Annotated in this window: 12 protein-coding genes, 2 tRNA genes and 1 other annotated feature; all 14 genes read right to left on the minus strand. The window is 29.6% G+C overall.

Annotation, left to right across the window (positions count from 1 at the left end; genetic code table 11):
• Positions 1-593: 593 nt before the first annotated feature.
• Positions 594-1967 carry a UDP-N-acetylmuramoyl-L-alanine--D-glutamate ligase gene (gene murD / locus I4V51_RS18450; protein ID WP_195989901.1) on the minus strand — a complete coding sequence of 458 codons (1374 nt, stop codon included), beginning with the start codon at positions 1965-1967 and terminating at the stop codon, positions 594-596.
• 185 nt (positions 1968-2152) lie between these two features.
• The gene (locus I4V51_RS18455) at positions 2153-2938 is read right to left on the minus strand and encodes a phosphatase PAP2 family protein (RefSeq protein WP_195989902.1); all 786 of its coding nucleotides are present in this window, start codon (positions 2936-2938) and stop codon (positions 2153-2155) included.
• 139 nt (positions 2939-3077) lie between these two features.
• Positions 3078-4469: a glycine--tRNA ligase gene (locus I4V51_RS18460; RefSeq protein WP_195989903.1), complete on the minus strand. Its 1392-nt coding sequence runs from the start codon at positions 4467-4469 to the stop codon at positions 3078-3080.
• Positions 4470-4518: 49 nt separating this feature from the next.
• Positions 4519-4683, minus strand: a binding site (T-box leader).
• A 224-nt stretch (positions 4684-4907) separates the two neighbouring features.
• Positions 4908-4982 (minus strand) — tRNA-Asn (locus I4V51_RS18465).
• Between the two features lie 27 nt (positions 4983-5009).
• A tRNA-Asn gene (locus tag I4V51_RS18470) sits at positions 5010-5084 on the minus strand.
• 199 nt (positions 5085-5283) lie between these two features.
• Entirely contained in the window at positions 5284-6789 is a 1506-nt protein-coding gene (gene lysS / locus I4V51_RS18475) for a lysine--tRNA ligase (protein ID WP_195989904.1), read from the minus strand.
• Between the two features lie 16 nt (positions 6790-6805).
• Positions 6806-7288 carry a transcription elongation factor GreA gene (gene greA, locus I4V51_RS18480; RefSeq protein ID WP_195989905.1) on the minus strand — a complete coding sequence of 161 codons (483 nt, stop codon included), beginning with the start codon at positions 7286-7288 and terminating at the stop codon, positions 6806-6808.
• 169 nt (positions 7289-7457) lie between these two features.
• Positions 7458-8438: a tRNA dihydrouridine synthase DusB gene (dusB, locus tag I4V51_RS18485; protein ID WP_195989906.1), complete on the minus strand. Its 981-nt coding sequence runs from the start codon at positions 8436-8438 to the stop codon at positions 7458-7460.
• A gap of 4 nt (positions 8439-8442) precedes the next feature.
• Positions 8443-9222, minus strand: a complete 780-nt coding sequence (locus I4V51_RS18490) for a type III pantothenate kinase (protein ID WP_195989907.1) — start codon at positions 9220-9222, stop codon at positions 8443-8445.
• A 130-nt stretch (positions 9223-9352) separates the two neighbouring features.
• Positions 9353-11023: a formate--tetrahydrofolate ligase gene (locus tag I4V51_RS18495; RefSeq protein WP_195989908.1), complete on the minus strand. Its 1671-nt coding sequence runs from the start codon at positions 11021-11023 to the stop codon at positions 9353-9355.
• A 199-nt stretch (positions 11024-11222) separates the two neighbouring features.
• Positions 11223-13025: an ATP-dependent zinc metalloprotease FtsH gene (gene ftsH / locus I4V51_RS18500; protein WP_195989909.1), complete on the minus strand. Its 1803-nt coding sequence runs from the start codon at positions 13023-13025 to the stop codon at positions 11223-11225.
• A gap of 51 nt (positions 13026-13076) precedes the next feature.
• Positions 13077-13616, minus strand: coding sequence for a hypoxanthine phosphoribosyltransferase (gene hpt / locus I4V51_RS18505; protein ID WP_195989910.1), 540 nt, complete (start codon positions 13614-13616; stop codon positions 13077-13079).
• Positions 13617-13620: 4 nt separating this feature from the next.
• Positions 13621-15015 carry a tRNA lysidine(34) synthetase TilS gene (tilS, locus tag I4V51_RS18510; RefSeq protein WP_195989911.1) on the minus strand — a complete coding sequence of 465 codons (1395 nt, stop codon included), beginning with the start codon at positions 15013-15015 and terminating at the stop codon, positions 13621-13623.
• Between the two features lie 187 nt (positions 15016-15202).
• Positions 15203-17587 (minus strand): stage II sporulation protein E, encoded by a 2385-nt coding sequence (gene spoIIE, locus I4V51_RS18515; RefSeq protein WP_195989912.1) that lies wholly within the window; start codon positions 17585-17587, stop codon positions 15203-15205.
• Positions 17588-17996 lie beyond the last annotated feature (409 nt).

Consider the following 17996-nt stretch of genomic DNA (forward strand, 5'->3'; position numbering starts at 1 on the left):
CCGCCAGCGTTCGTCCTGAGCCAGGATCAAACTCTCACTAAAAAGTTTAATCATTTGCTCAAATTACTTTGAGTCTTTGCTTTAAGACTCTCAAAAGAATTGCTGGTTACTTAATTTATATTCTGTTCAATTTTCAAAGATCATTTCGCAATCAACTTGACTGCTTATTTATAATATCATTTATCTTTTTAGCTGTCAACACTTTTTTGAAAAACTTTTTTTAGTTTATTTTGTGCTGTTAGCTCATCGCCGTGTCTTAACTTGTTGTTTGTTCCCGACGACGTGTTTTATATTAACATGTTTAATAATACGCAAACTTTATATTTTAGTATTTTTAATATACTTATTTTATTTTTACTCTTTTTTTCTTTTTTTTACTCTTTTTTTCTTATAATGATACTCTAGGTTAAGTTGATACCACTTCTATGTAAAATAACACTTTTCCACTGATTAAATTCTATATTTATGTCAATTATTCTTCTCTATTATTTCCTTTTAAATTTATATTCTAAAAAAAAACAACTTAATAATACTAAGTTTATTCAATATAAAAAGAGATAAGATACAATCTTATCTCTTTTTATATTGAATTTTTATAAAGAATTAACTATCTCCTTAAACTTATTCCCTCTGACCGCAAAATTAGGGAACATATCAAAAGATGCACACGCTGGCGATAAAGTTACAACATCACCTTCACTAGCGATTTCCTTCGCCTTATTAACAGCTTCTTCTAAAGACTCAACCATAATAATTGGAATATTTATATTTTTCTCTAACTTTAATTTTTCGAAAGCTTCTTTTATTAAATACTTCGTATCTCCTAAAAGGATTAACTCTTTTATAAATTCATATCCTTCTTCAGCTAACGGCTCAAAAGGTATATGTTTATCATAACCACCAGCTATTAATATAACCCTTCTCTCAAAGGCAAATAGACCTGCAAGGGTTCTAGTTGGACTAGATGCAATAGAATCATTATAATATTTTGCTCCATCAACCTCCCTCACCAATTCACATCTATGTTCTACTCCAGAGAAACTTTCCGCTACCTTTTTCATAGTTTCAATTTTTACATCATCTTTAGTAGCAATAAATGAAGCCAAGTAATTTTCCACATTATGCATTCCTTTAATTACTATATCTTCTTTTTTACAAACTTCATTTCCTTCTAGATATAATATACCATCATTAAAGTATGCTCCGCTTTCAAGCACTCTCATTGAAGAAAACTCTCTCACCTGAGCTTTTGCTTCTTTCTCAAATCCATAAGTTATATCATTTTCTCTATTTAAAACTAAAACATTGTTACTATCTTGATATAAGAATATGTTTTTCTTAGAGTCTATATATTCTTGCATGTCTTTATGCATATCTAAATGATTTGGAGCTAAATTGGTAACAATCGCTACATCAACTGGCAAATTCATAGTCATAAGTTGAAAACTAGATAATTCTAAAACAACCATATGATTTTCTTCTATTTCTTCTATGTTAGAAAATAACGGTGTACCTATATTCCCCCCTACCCATGTTTTATATCCTTCAGCTTCTAATAATTTAGACACTATTGTTGTTGTTGTTGTTTTTCCATCAGATCCTGTTATAGCATATATCTTACCTTTACAATACCTTACAAACTCTTCCATTTCAGATGTTATATAGGCTCCTTCTTGCTTTGACCTTACTAAAGCATCACAATCAATTCTCATTGAAGGAGTTTTAAACACTACTTCATATCCTGTTAAATTATCTAAATATCCTTCTCCTAATTGTAACTTTACACCCTTTTTCTTAAAAGCAATTGCAATATCTCCTAGTGCTTCCTCACTTTTAATATCAAATCCAGTTACATCCGCTCCTAATTTTACTAAAAAATTAATTAAAGGTATATTACTAACACCAATTCCTACTACAGCAACTTTTTTTCCATTAATAAAATTTTTAAACTCACAAAAATCCTTCATTAATTGCCTCCACACATATTAATATAAACCTATTGTATTTTTATATTATTAATTCTTTCCAACATATAAATAATTATATCATTATAAATTCTTATATTCTATAACTACAACAACTTATATAATTACTTTGCAAAAAGATGCTTGAGTCATCTCAAACATCTAAAATAATAACTATTAATCTATTCTTAATATTCAGGAAGTATATCTACATCCAACATATCTTCTGCAGGCTCATCAATTTTTTTCCCTTTTACATCTCTTTCCTTACTTATTTCTAAAACTATCATTGATCCTATTTGTCTTCCTAACTTTGTACCTTCATATAAATCCGCCTTAAAATGTATTCCAGCATATAACCTTGATGCTGATACATCTTGATGTATCTTTAACAGTTTTTCTTTTTCTTTAGGAAAATAATATATTAACACTTCCATAGCGGTAGCCATCACTACAGAATACACAGAAGGATAACTTGGTGATTTAGGCGTATCTATTCTTGTAGCTATCTTGTTTTTTAATTGAATTGGCCGTGGATAATCCCAAAAATACTTAAAGTATGATGCTATTATATAGGCATCATTAATAGCTTTAGTTAATATAGACAATATTCTCACTGTTATTCCAGATGATTTATCGTATTCTGATGCTAATTTTAAAGCTATTGACATTATACTTTCAATTAAAGCTTTGTCACTCCAATAGTTAACAATTTTTATTTGTTTTTCTGTAATATCTTTTAATGAACATTCTAATTCTCTCAACTCTTCTTTAAAATTTATATCTTTTGGATTCTCAATATTCCAAAAAACAACCATTCCATTATTTTTAGCAAACACTCCATTTCCTGCATAATTGAAATAATTCAGCGGCCAATATCCTGCATTATAATCAATTCCTTTAGGCAGCATCACTTGTCCAGAATAAGGAATTTGAGACCATTTTGTTATCTTTATAGGATAGTTATTATACATCTTATCCTCCACTTAAGTTATTTGACCACACTATATTATATTAAAATTTAATATTTTTGATAATAATTTATATTTAGTAAATTACATAAAAATAGAGCTAGAAAGCGCTCTATTTCAAGCATTTTCTAACTCTACATAATTAAAATTCTAAACTTTTTGCAATAAAATCATTTAATCCTTCTATTTTTACTCTTTCTTGAGTCATTGTGTCTCTATGTCTTATAGTAACACATCCATCATTTTCAGTTTCAAAATCAACTGTTATACAGAATGGAGTTCCTATTTCGTCTTGTCTTCTATATCTCTTACCAATACTTCCTGTTTCATCATATTCAATATTGAAGTTTTTAGCTAACATTGAATATACTTCATCAGCCTTTTCTGATAATTTTTTAGATAATGGTAATACTGCAGCCTTATACGGAGCTAATGCAGGATGTAAATGCATTACTGTTCTTACATCTCCACCTTCTAATTCTTCTTCATCATAAGCATCAACTAAGAATGCTAAAGCAACTCTATCTGCTCCCAATGATGGTTCTATACAGTACGGTACATACTTTTCATTAGTTGTTGGGTCTAAGTATGTCATATCTGTTCCTGAATGCTCAGCATGTTTTTTTAAGTCATAGTCTGTTCTATCAGCTATTCCCCAAAGCTCTCCCCAACCAAATGGGAATAAATATTCTATATCAGACGTTGCGTTCGAATAGAAAGATAATTCCTCTTCACCATGATCTCTCATTCTTAAGTTAGATTCAGTAACTCCTAAATTCTTTAAGAATTTCCAGCAATAATCTTTCCAGTATCCGAACCACTCTAAATCTGTTCCTGGTTTACAGAAGAATTCTAATTCCATTTGCTCGAATTCTCTTGTTCTGAAAGTAAAATTACCTGGGGTAATTTCATTTCTAAAAGATTTACCTATTTGAGCTATACCAAACGGTACTTTCTTTCTTGAAGTTCTTTGAACTGATTTAAAGTTAACAAATATTCCTTGAGCAGTTTCTGGTCTTAAATATACTGTATTAGCTGAATCCTCAGTTATGCCTTGGAAAGTCTTAAACATTAAATTAAACTTTCTTATATCTGTATAATTCATTTTACCACATTTAGGACAAACTATATTGTTTTTAGTTATGTATTCCATTAACTCTTCATTAGTCCATCCATCAGCGCAAGCAACTTCTACTCCACTTTCTGTCATATGATCTTCTACTAATTTATCTGCTCTAAATCTTGATTTACATTCTTTACAATCCATTAACGGATCTGAGAATCCACCAACGTGTCCTGATGCAACCCAAACTTCTGGATTCATTAATATCGCACAATCAACACCTACATTATATGGGCTTTCTTGAACGAATTTTTTCCACCAAGCTTTTTTAACATTATTCTTGAATTCTACTCCTAATGGGCCGTAATCCCACGAGTTAGCAAGTCCTCCATATATTTCTGATCCTGGGAATATAAAACCTCTACTTTTACACAAAGCAACAATTTTATCCATAGTCTTTTCTACTGACATTTTTAATCCTCCTAAATATTTTTTTATAATAAAAAAAGCCTTATAACCATAAAGGGACGAAATAAAATCCGCGGTTCCACCCTTCTTGGCTAAAGCCCAACTTTCTAATTTAACACTCAAAAGCTCCCTTCATTTTAAATTCCTAATGATTTTCACCTACCATCATCTCTCTAAAAAGAATATTAAAATTACTCCTCTTTCTCAACATGTTTATTAAATTATATATATATATTAATTTTATCAAATGACTTTTATATGTCAAGTTAAATTATAATAGCTTTTTCACCATTCTTACAAAGATTAAATTTAAAACCTTCCCTTAGCACACTTTTATACATATTAAAACAAAAACAATGTTACATACTTATTTTAATTATAAAAAAGAGTTTTGTATCAACAGACTTTATCTGCTCTTACAAAACTCTTAAAAAATATAAATGGCTCCGCGAAGAGGACTCGAACCTCCAGCCTATCGGTTAACAGCCGAGTGCTCCACCATTGAGCTATCGCGGAATATTATTTGCAACAATGAAATTTAAATGGCTCCGCGAAGAGGACTCGAACCTCCAGCCTATCGGTTAACAGCCGAGTGCTCCACCATTGAGCTATCGCGGAATGTCATTGCATAATTTATTATATCAGCTTTTATGTAAAATGCAATACCTTTTTTAATTTTTTTTATTTTTTCTTTAATTTAATACATTACAAATAATTATTAACGCATCTTTAATATATAATAATTGGCTTACTTATTTAAACTAATTTCATTTTTATCTATTTTCATAATAAAAAACCACCTTTCGGTGGCTTTTTATTAATTTAATGGTTTCATTGTTGGGAATAGTATAACGTCTCTTATTGATGCAGAGTCAGTTAAGAACATTACTAATCTATCTATTCCTATTCCAAGCCCACCTGTTGGTGGCATACCTGTTTCTAATGCACTCATAAATTCTTCATCTATCATGTAAGCTTCATCATCTCCAAGCTCTCTTTCCTTAGCTTGTTGAGCAAATCTTTCTCTTTGAACAATTGGATCATTTAATTCAGAATACGCATTACATAATTCTCTACCAAATACAAACCCTTCAAATCTTTCAGTAAACATTTCATTTCCCCTCTTTTTCTTTGTAAGAGGTGAAATTTCAACTGGATAATCTGTAATGAATGTTGGTTGAATCATATGCTTTTCACCGAATTCTTCATATAACATATTTAATACTTCACCTTTAGTAACAGTATTTAATGGTTTTGGGAATTCTAAGTGCTTTTCTTTAGCAATAGCTTGAGCTTCTTCATCTGTTTTGATTTCATTAAAGTCAATTCCTGCATATTCTTTAACAGCATCAACCATAGTTATTCTTCTCCATGGCGCTTTAAAGTCAATCTCAGTACCTTGGTAAGTAACCTTTGTAGTTCCATTTACTTTTTTACAAACATATTCAATCATATTTTCAGTTATTTCCATCATATCATTATAATCAGCATAAGCTTCATATAATTCAATCATAGTAAATTCTGGGTTATGTCTAACTGACATTCCTTCATTTCTAAAGTTTTTTCCCATATCATATACTTTTTCAAGACCAGCAACTATTAACCTCTTTAAATATAATTCTGTTGCTATTCTTAAATACATATCTATATCTAAAGTATTATGATGTGTAATAAACGGTCTTGCTGCTGCACCACCAGCTATTGCACCTAATATAGGTGTTTCAACTTCTAAGAATCCTCTATTATCTAAGAATTCTCTTATTCCTTTGATAATTTGAGTTCTCTTTATTATTGTTTCCTTAACACCAGGATTAGTTATAATATCTACTTCTCTTTGTCTATATCTTAAATCTGGATCCTTTAATCCATGCCATTTTTCCGGAAGTGGTTTTAAAGACTTACATATTAATTGTATTTCTTTTGCCTTAACTGAAACTTCTCCAGTTTTTGTTTTGAAAACTTCTCCAGTACAAGCAACCCAATCACCTAAATCATTAGTCTTGTATTGTTTTAAAGCCTCTTCTCCAACTTCATCAATCTTTATGAATAATTGAATTTTTCCATCCCTATCATGTATATCAGAGAAAACAACTTTTCCTTGTCCTCTCTTAGACATAATTCTCCCAGCAACAGTAACTTCTTTACCTTCTAACTCCTCGAAGTTATCCTTAACTTGTTGTGAACTATGTGTTCTATTAACTTTATATACATCGAAAGGATCTTTTCCTTCTTCTTGTAATTGAACTAGTTTCTCTCTTCTTAATCTTTCTTGTTCATTGAATTGTGATTCTAGTTCTTGCATATTCATTTCTTCAGTTGACATTCACTATACCTCCAAATTAGTCTCTTCTTATTTCTAAGACTTCAAACTTACTCATTCCACTTGGAACTGCAACTTCTACTACATCTCCAACTTTCTTTCCTATTAATGCACTACCCACTGGTGATTCATTTGATATTTTAAAATTCATCGGATCTGCCTCTGCCGAACCAACTATTGTATATTCAACTTCTTCATCAAATTCGTAATCCATAACTTTAACGATTGACCCTACTGATACTTTATCTTTTGGAATTTCACTTTCGTCAACAACTACAGCATTCTTTAACATATTCTCTAATTGAAGTATTCTTCCTTCAGTAAAGGCTTGGTCGTTTTTAGCTTCATCATACTCAGAATTTTCACTTAAATCTCCATATCCTAAAGCTACTTTTATCTTCTCTGTAATTTCTTTTCTTTTTACTGTTTTTAAGTATTCTAATTCCTCTTCAAGTTTTTTAACACCTTCGTAAGTCATTATAAATTTTTTTGATTGACTCATATCTTTCTCCCCTTCAAAGCTTAACCGTATTCATATATTAAATACAGAAACTTAGTAATCTTAAAATCATTTTAAATATTATAAATCAGGCTATTTCATCTGTCAATAAAATAACTAGCTATTTTACTTACTTATATATTAATATATTATTAAAACAAATTATATACTCTTATAAGCATAAATGTCTTATCTCTTCTTTGTAACTTTGTAATATATCTACCACTTCTTGTGTTGTAGATAAACTATTTACAACATTTCTTAATTCACCACTATTAGGTAATCCTTTTAGATACCATGAGGCATGTTTCCTCATTTCTCTTACAGCTTTAAATTCACCATCATATTTTATTGCTAACTGATAATGTCTTAAACACATATCAATTTTATCTTCAGCACTTATAGGCAATATCTCTTCACCTTTAAGTACCTTCTCTATCTGATTAAATATCCATGGATTCCCCATACTTCCCCTTGCAATCATTATAGCATCACAATTAGTAATTTCTTTCATCCTTAGAGCATCTTCCGGAGTAAAAACATCTCCATTTCCTATAACCGGGATAGAAACAGCCTTCTTTACTTTACCTATTATATCCCAATCTGCCTTACCTTCATACATTTGTTTTTTTGTTCTTCCATGAATAGCAATGGCATCAGCTCCAGAATACTCCATTACTTTAGCAAATTCCACCGCATTAATATTATCTTCATCATATCCTTTTCTAAATTTAACTGTAACAGGTTTACTTGAAACTTTCTTAATTTCACTTACTATTTCTCCTGCAAGTTTAGGATTTAATAACAATGCTGAACCTTCACCATTCTTTGTTATCTTAGGTGCTGGACACCCCATATTTATGTCCAAAATACATATATCATTTAATTTATTAAAATGACTTTGTACAACTTCGGCCATTATTTTAGGATCATTTCCAAAAATTTGAGCAGCTACTGGTTTTTCTTCATCTGCAATTCTCAATAAACTCTTGGTATTTTCACTTCCATAATATAATGCTTTTGCACTTACCATTTCAGTATAAACTAATCCACAGCCCATTTCTTTACAAAGACCTCTAAATGATATATCAGTAACGCCTGCCATAGGTGCTAAGAAAACACTCTTTTCAAAATTAAGGTTTCCTATTTTCATTTGTTTACTCCTTATTTTTATCGTAAATTATTCTTAACCCCTCTAATGTTAAGCTCGAATCAACTTTATTAATTACATCAGTTGATTTTGCTATTAAATTAGCTAATCCTCCAGTTGCAATTACATACGGCTTTTCAAATCCCATATCAATCATTTCACTTTTTATCTTGTTAACTATATATTCTACTTGCCCTATATACCCATATAATATACCAGCCTGCATACTAGCTATAGTGTTTTTACATATTATACTTTTAGGTAACTCTAATTCTACTCTTGGTAGTTTTGCAGCTCTTTCAAATAAAGCATCAGATGATATTCTTACCCCTGGACAAATACATCCACCTAAATAATTCCCACTTTCAGTAACAGCACAATAAGTAGTGGCTGTACCAAAATCAATAATTATTACGTTTCTTCTATATATTTCATGAGCAGCAACTGCATTTACTATTCTATCTGCCCCTACTTCTTTAGGATTGTCATATTTAATGTTTATACCAGTTTTTACCCCTGGACCAACAATTATAGGATCTATATTAAAACTCTTCTTAATCATATTCTCTAAAGAATGCATTATATTAGGTACAACAGAAGATATTATTATTCCTTTAACTTCTTTGGGATTTAAATCATTTTGATTAAATAACTGTATCATTTGTATTCCATATTCATCTGAAGTTTTTTTAGAATCAGTGGAAATTCTCCAACCAGCTATATAATCATTATCTTTATATACTCCTATAACTATATTGGTATTCCCCACATCCACCAGTAGAATCATAAACGCACCACCTTAACATAATTAAAGCAGCCCTAAAGCTGCTTTTATTGTAATATTAAACAGTAATTAAAACTAATACTTTAATTTTAACAATTACATGTTATTTGTCAAGTGTTGTAAATTTTAAAAATTAAAATAATCCTACAATTTCTCCACTTTCTAAAATATCCATTCTATTTGCTGCTGGAACCTTTGGTAAACCTGGCATTGTCATTATATCGCCTGTTAAAGCAACTATGAATCCTGCACCATTTGATACTCTAACTTCTTTAACAGTTATGTCAAAGTTTTCCGGCCTACCTAGTAGAGATGGATTATCAGATAATGAATATTGTGTTTTCGCCATACAAATAGGTAATTTATCTAATTCAAATTTTTCAAGTTCAGCAATTTGTCTATTGGCTGCTGGAGTATATAAAACATTTTTTGCTCCATATATTTCTCTAGCAATAGTTAAAACCTTCTCTTTAATACTTTCTTTTTCATCATATAATACTTTAAAGTTTGCTTCTTCATTATCTAATACTTCATTTACTATATTGGCTAATTCTAATCCACCTTCTCCGCCTTTAGCCCACACATCACTTAAAGCAACCTTTACTCCTAATTTTGCACAGAAATCTTTAATAAACTGTATTTCTTCTTCTGTATCTGATATAAATTTATTAATAGCAACAACTACTGGCACATTATACTTTTGCATATTCTCTATTTGTTTTTCTAAATTAACTACTCCCTTAGATAACGCTTCTACATTAGGAGTATTTAATTCTTCTTTTTTAACTCCCCCATGATGTTTTAACGCTCTCATTGTGGCAACAACAACTATGCAATTTGGAGATAAATCACCATATCTACATTTTATATCTAAGAATTTTTCAGCCCCAAGATCTGCACCAAATCCACCTTCAGTAACAACAACATCACCCAATTTTAATGCCATTTTTGTTGCAACTATAGAATTACATCCATGTGCAATATTTGCAAATGGCCCACCATGAATTATAGCAGGTGTATTCTCTAAAGTTTGAACTAAATTAGGCTTAACTGCATCTTTCATTAACAATGCCATTGCCCCTTGAATTTCTAATTGTTTTGCATACACAGGATTTCCATCTAAATCATATGCAACTAATATATTACCCATTCTCTCTTTTAAATCAGATAAACTAGTAGCTAAACAAAGAATAGCCATTATTTCAGATGCAACAGTTATCATAAACCCATCTTCCCTTAAGAAGCCATTAACTTTACCACCCATACCTACAACGATATTTCTTAGTGCTCTGTCATTCATATCCATAACTCTTTTAAATATAATTCTTCTTGAATCTATTCTAAGGTTATTTCCTTGATGAATATGATTATCTATAGCTGCACATAATAAATTATTAACTGTAGTAATAGCATGCATATCTCCAGTAAAATGTAAGTTTATATCTTCCATTGGAACAACTTGTGCATAACCACCTCCAGCAGCTCCACCCTTTACACCAAATACAGGCCCTAAAGATGGTTCTCTTAAAGCTATTACAGCTTTTTTTCCTGTCTTACATAACGCTTGCCCCAATCCCACTGTAACTGTAGATTTTCCCTCTCCAGCAGGAGTTGGATTTATAGCAGTAACAAGAACTAACTTTCCATCTTTTTTATCTTTATTATTATTTAGAACATCTAAAGAAATCTTACATTTATATTTTCCATAAAGTTCGATATCATCCTCACCTAAGTTTAACTTTTCCGCAATTTTTACTATAGGTTCCATTTTTGCTTCTTGAGCTATTTGGATATCACTTTTCATATAATAAACCTCCTTAATATTTTCAAATTTTATGTATACCTAATTATATCACCATAAGTTTCTTTTTTAAACATAAATCGAACATTTTTATTATTTGAAACAAAAATATTCGTATTAACTCTTTCACATTACTGCAAAACCATTTTTTTAATTCGTCATTTAACTTAAATATTAAAAAAAGTAGCCTTACGGCTACTTTTTAATTTGCATCAAAAATCATTTCAAATTCTTTTCCATCTATTTTTTCTTTATCTAATAATTCCTTTGCAACTGCATGAAGTTTATTTATATTTGTTTTTAGAAGATCTTCAGCTCTTTCATATGCTACTTCAATAAATTTCTTTACTTCCTTATCTATTTCAGCGCCAATTTCTTCACTAAAGTTTCTACCTCTACCAAGATCTCTTCCTAGGAATACTTCGTTATTATCAGAACCATATGAAATAGCACCAATTTTATCACTCATTCCATATTCCATAACCATCGCTCTAGCAATTGAACTAGCTCTATCTATATCATTCTTAGCTCCAGTACTTATATCTCCTAATATTAACTTTTCAGCAACTCTTCCTCCTAAAAGACCTACCATTTCATCTTGCAACTTCTCTTTAGAAGTGTAGGCTCTGTCTTCAGTTGGCAAATGCATAGTATAACCGCCGGCCATACCTCTTGGTATAATACTTATTTCATGCACTGGATCTGAATGCTTTAAACATTTCATTACCACTGCGTGACCTGCCTCATGATAAGCAGTAAGTTTTCTATCATGCTCACTAATAGTTCTACTTTTCTTTTCAGGCCCTGCAATAACTCTAGTTATTGCTTCTTCAAACTCTTCCATACCTATAGCTTTTTTATTTTTTCTAACAGCTAAAAGTGCTGCTTCATTTGCTAAGTTTTCTAAGTCTGCTCCACTAAATCCTGGAGTTCTTTTAGCTAAAACTTCTAAACTTACATCAACTTCTAAAGGTTTTTTATGTGTATGAACTTGTAATACAGCTTCTCTTCCTTTTCTATCTGGTCTTTGAACAACAATTTGTCTATCAAATCTACCTGGTCTTAATAAAGCTGGATCAAGTATGTCTGGTCTATTTGTAGCTGCTATCATTATGATCCCTTCATTTGCTCCAAATCCATCCATTTCAACTAATAATTGATTAAGAGTTTGTTCTCTTTCATCATGTCCTCCACCAAGACCTGCACCTCTTTGTCTACCTACTGCATCAATCTCATCTATAAATATTAACGCTGGTGAATTTTTCTTTGCTTGCTCAAATAAATCTCTTACTCTTGATGCCCCAACACCAACAAACATTTCAACAAAATCAGAACCTGAAATGCTAAAGAAAGGAACTCCTGCTTCTCCTGCAATAGCTTTTGCAAGTAAAGTTTTCCCAGTTCCCGGAGGACCAACAAGTAATACTCCCTTCGGTATTCTAGCTCCCATTTCCGTATACCTCGATGGGGCTTTTAGGAAATCTACAATTTCTTCTAATTCAGCTTTTTCTTCATCTGCTCCTGCAACATCATCAAATGTTACTCTTTTGGCATCTGGGGACATCATTTTAGCTCTACTTTTTCCAAAGTTCATTACTCCCTTGCCACTACCACCACCTTGTGATTGTTGAGTAAAGAAGAAAATAAACACTAAAAATAATATTATTATTAAAACACTTGGTATTATACTAAGCCACACACTATTATTAGATGGCGCAACATACTCTATCTTAATATCATTTTTTGCATATTGACTATTTAACATCTCCACCATAGAATCTGGTGCATATACTGTAAACTTTTTATCATCTCTTGTTTGCCCTGTTACAATCATCTTATCTGGGTCTACTCTCACACTTTCAATTTCGTCATTTATCCACTTTTGTTGGAAATCACTAAATACTATTCTGTCAGAACTACTTTCTCCCCTTAAAAGAAATGATGCAGCAAAAAATAATAATATTATAGCTATTATCCATACAGTAGCACTTGAATATTTCTTCATTCAAGGCCCCCCTTTCTTTGTGTATTTTAATTTTATAAATATTAATTTAAATTATTTTTCATAAACTTCTCTTTTTAATATTCCTACAAAAGGTAAGTTTCTATATTTTTCAGCGTAATCAAGTCCATATCCAACTAAAAATTCATCTGGAGTTTCAAATCCAATATATTTACATTCTATATCTACTTTTCTTCTAGATGGCTTAGTTAATAGTGATACTATCTCAACAGAGTTAGCCTTTCTACCCTTTAAATAATTTAATAAATAATCTAATGTAACGCCACTATCCACTATGTCTTCTACTATAATAATGTCTTTTCCTGAAACTTCATGATCTAAATCCTTAAGTATTCTAACTACACCTGTTGTTTCAGATGATGTTCCATAACTAGATACCGCCATAAAATCAATTTCACAAGGTATAGTTATATTCTTTATTAATTCTGCTCCAAATATTACAGAACCTTTTAATACTCCAACAACTAATAAATCTTTTCCTTTATAATCCTCACTAATTCTTGCTGCTAATTCTTTTATCTTAGCATTAATAACCTCTTCACTAAATAATATCTCTTTTATGTCTTGTAACATGCCTCTATTCCTTTCTGTCAAATGTTATTTTTAATATTTTATTTGTATCCTTTGTCACTTTAAATAATTGAGATGTTTTATAACCTACAACCCATGAAATGTTATCATCAAAACATACTATAGGAATGGTACTTCTATTTTCCCTAGGTATCTTTAAATCAATAAAAATATCTTTAAGTTTTTTACTTCCATTCATCCCTAAAGGTGTAATCTTATCTCCATCTTTTCTATATCTTATTATAATCTCTTTTTCTATATTATCATAATCGAATAACTTTATTAAGTTATTTTTAGAAAATTCTACCTTATTTTTATTTTCAATGACCTCAAATTTTATAATATAATTATCAAAAACAAATTCCTTGCAAATATTCTCTTTATTTATTTTAATAATATTATTATCTATATTTTTTTTATATTTTTCTTCTTTAATAAAAATAATATCACCATATAAATTTTCGCATATTATTCCATTAGTTAAATTTATTTTTTTTCCTGTATCCTTCTTTGCTAAATTAACAATTTTATATATATGTTTCATCTCAAAATTTTGATACGAATTAGAAATTTCTTTAAATACCTTTATTAAAACTCTTGTTATAATTGATTCCATCTCTTTTTCAAATAGATTTTTAGATATTTCAATTTTCTCTCCATAATTTTTACAATATATATTGTAACACCTATTGGAATATTCTTCTATAAATTCATTGTCTTTTTGTAATAATAATGTCATCCTATTCAATGTATCAATTATATCTTTATTAAAATTTTCTCTCATATAAGGTAATATATCTAATCTAACTTTATTTCTACTATAAATTCTTTCATAATTACTAGCATCTATTCTAGGATTAAGATTATTTTTTTCGCAATATCCCTCAATTTCTTTTCTGTTCAAGCATAATATAGGTCTAATAATTCCATCTACCCTTTTTGCTTTTATTCCAGTTAAGCCCTCTAATCCTGTACCTCTCATAATTCTCATCAATACAGTTTCAGCTTGATCATTAGCATTATGAGCAACTGCAATTTTATCATACTTATATTTTTTTCTTGTTTCCTCAAACGCTTTATATCTTTCATTTCTTCCTGCAACTTCTAAAGATACATTGGTATCTCTTGCAACATACTCTATATTTATTCTTTTTACATAATGATTTATTCCTAATTCATCACATAACTTCATTATATATTTTTCATCATTATCAGCTTCTTCACCCCTTAACATATGATTAATATGAATTGCACCTAAATTTAGATCAAATATATCTTTTAATCTATATAATATGTGTAATAAACATACAGAATCTGGTCCTCCAGATAATGCAACTAATATTTTATCTCCTTGTTTAACAATTTCATTTTCTCTTATATAATCTATTACTTTATCTAACACTTGTATTCTCCTATTTTTTAATATACCTCTATAATACAATTACGTTTTTTCAATGTAAATATACTATGTACTAAACTTTATAATTAAATAAACTCTATAAAATGTTAATAAAAGTGCCCCAGCGGAGCACCTTTAAAACATTTTTACTGATATACTCTATTTTTTGTTATAAATAATTTAATTTTTCTTAGCATGCATAAAGCTTGGAAACAACTATAGTCATATCATCAATTACTCTTCCATTACTTTTCTTCTTCGCTAATTCTAATATTTCCCTGGAAATCAGTTCTGGATTATTTTGTTCACCTTTCAAATAGCTTACTATCCAAGAATAATCACCAATATTTGTTTTATCTCCATCTATTACTCCATCACTTATTGTAACTATTATATCTCCTTGCTTTACCTTTTTCTTAATTGGTGTAATATTTATATCATCTAATATACCAAATGGTAAAGATGAACTATTAATTACTTCAACTTCTGCTCCTTTTTTAATAAAACTCATACTTGCTCCCACTTTAATAAACTCTGCTTCACCTGTATATAAATCTATAGAATTCATATCTAAAGTAGTAAACTTTTCATCTTCACTAAACTTCATACCCATTATAGAGTTTACAGCATTAAGCATAGTTGTTTCACTAAAACCACCCTCCATAAACTTTTCAATCAACTCTATGGCAGCTTCACTTTCTAAACCTGCTTCTGGACCTGATCCCATTCCATCACTAACTATAGTTACATATTCTCCTACTTTATTTTGCCCAAAGCTATAACTATCACCAGAATATTTTTCACCATCCTTAACATTAAAAGCAACGTAAGAAGTTACATTATATTTATAAGACTCCTCTATAGTCACTGAACACTCTTTGGTTTCTGGATCAATTTTACATCCATCTTCAGCAATGCTTAAAGGAGTTCTAACAAGCTCACTAATAACAGGAATAATCGACTTCCTACAGTAATTTTCTCCATCATAGCTATCTATCTTTATTTTTATTTTTAAACGCCCTTTTCTATCTGTATATGAATATACATTATTATATCTTACTTTATGTTTTACTAAAGTTTTTCTTAATAATTTATCTATTTCTAAACAACTATCTACATTATTATTAAAATCCCCTAGTATACTTGAAACTGTAGTAGCCATATTATTTACTTGATTTGCTATAACACTTCTTCCTTCTATAAGTCTAGATTTTAACGCCTCATTAATAGTATAAGTCGAAAATAACTCTTCAGCACTTTTTAATAATGTAGTTCTTTTTACACATTTTAAATTTAAATCCTTTGGTAAATATAATTTTTTACTTTCACAGCTTAACATCAGTTCACCAAAGTCCGAAAAAGTACTATGAAGTTCTCTTCCCCAACACTTATTGTTCATTTCACACTCTTGGCATACTCTATCTGCTAAACTTTCAATCATTGCAGTTCCCTTATTTTTCATAAGTAATTTTTCATTTCCTGATAAACTTTCAATAGAGGTTGCCACTGCAGTTAAAGATCCCCTTAAAGATTCCAACCTATCTATAAACTCTAATTTTATTCCTTCAACTTGAGCATCACTTATAATTTTAGTTTTTTCTTCATTATTAAGCTCTCTTAATATTTCTTTAATAGTTTTCGCAGGAATTAACATCATAATAATTCCTGCTATAACAACCTCTATAATTGATTGAATTGTTATATTCCCAATATAAGTTAACATCATAAATAAAGATATTGCATATGCTAAAACAGAGAATATCTTTCCTGTTTCCTTAAATACTCCTACAATTAATCCACATGTAGCATACATAGTAGTAGATATTAATAAATCATTATTTGCAATTCCTATTATTATTCCCATAGTTATTCCTAGAATTGCACCTGAATTGCTTCCTGCTGCATAAGCTGTTGTAATAACCATTGCTAATGCTATTATAGTTCTTATTTCAACTCCCAATATAACAAAATTACCTATTCCAGCTATAACAAGACAACTTAATATAGCAATACTAATTAATTCTTCTGTAGAATAAAAATAATTAGTGTTTATTTCTTGCATACATACAATAGCATAATTAAGAATATAAAATATAGGTATTATAGCTATAGATTTTGCCAAAGAAAACACTAAATTTATTTCCAAACTTTGTTCTCCTATTAATAACCCTACCGATATAGCTGTTACCACAATAGCTAAAAATGAAATTCTATTTTTCAACTCCTTATTTAAAGCATTACAAATAATTTTACATAACAATATTACTGTTGCTAATGAAATATAAAGTATAATATCTATCTTCTTACTACCACCAGTTAAATATCCTATTACTACCGCTACAAAAACTAAAGCTATTCTCTTTATATCACTTTTTTTAGATATTGATAAAAGATATCCTATCCCAAATGGTGCTAAATACAATCCTTCTACAAACCCAAATCCAACTCTACTCAGCATAGCTCCGGAAATTAAGACCATAACTAAACCAAATACTCCATTTTCAAAACTTAATTTCTTTTTTTCTTTTTCATTATTCACTCGCCTATAGCTTGGCACTTCAATACTGTAATCCATATTTATCATTCTCCTCATAAAATTCCTAATAAAATGATATCATTTTTATAATTAGAGTTATGTCAATTAATGTTTACTACTTTTTTGTTTCGTAAGACATAATCCCTTTTTTTTCCAACAAAAGCATTAATATTTTCTTTGTTAAAATTCTTTTACTAATTATTAAATACGAACATACATTTTTTACAATGGAACTTTAAAGAATTAGCTTGTGGATTTTGTCGTAAAAAGAAAATAAGTTTTATATATTATTTAGTAATAAAATTATCTTTTAATTAATATAATTAATTTTTATAAACATAAAAAAAGAGATACAAATTTCTTTGTATCTCTTTGGTGCTGAAGACCGGAATCGAACCGGTACGGTATCGCTACCGCAGGATTTTAAGTCCTGTGCGTCTGCCTGTTC

This window comes from Clostridium sp. D53t1_180928_C8 (genome assembly GCF_015667795.1).
Taxonomy (GTDB): Bacteria; Bacillota; Clostridia; order Clostridiales; family Clostridiaceae; genus Clostridium.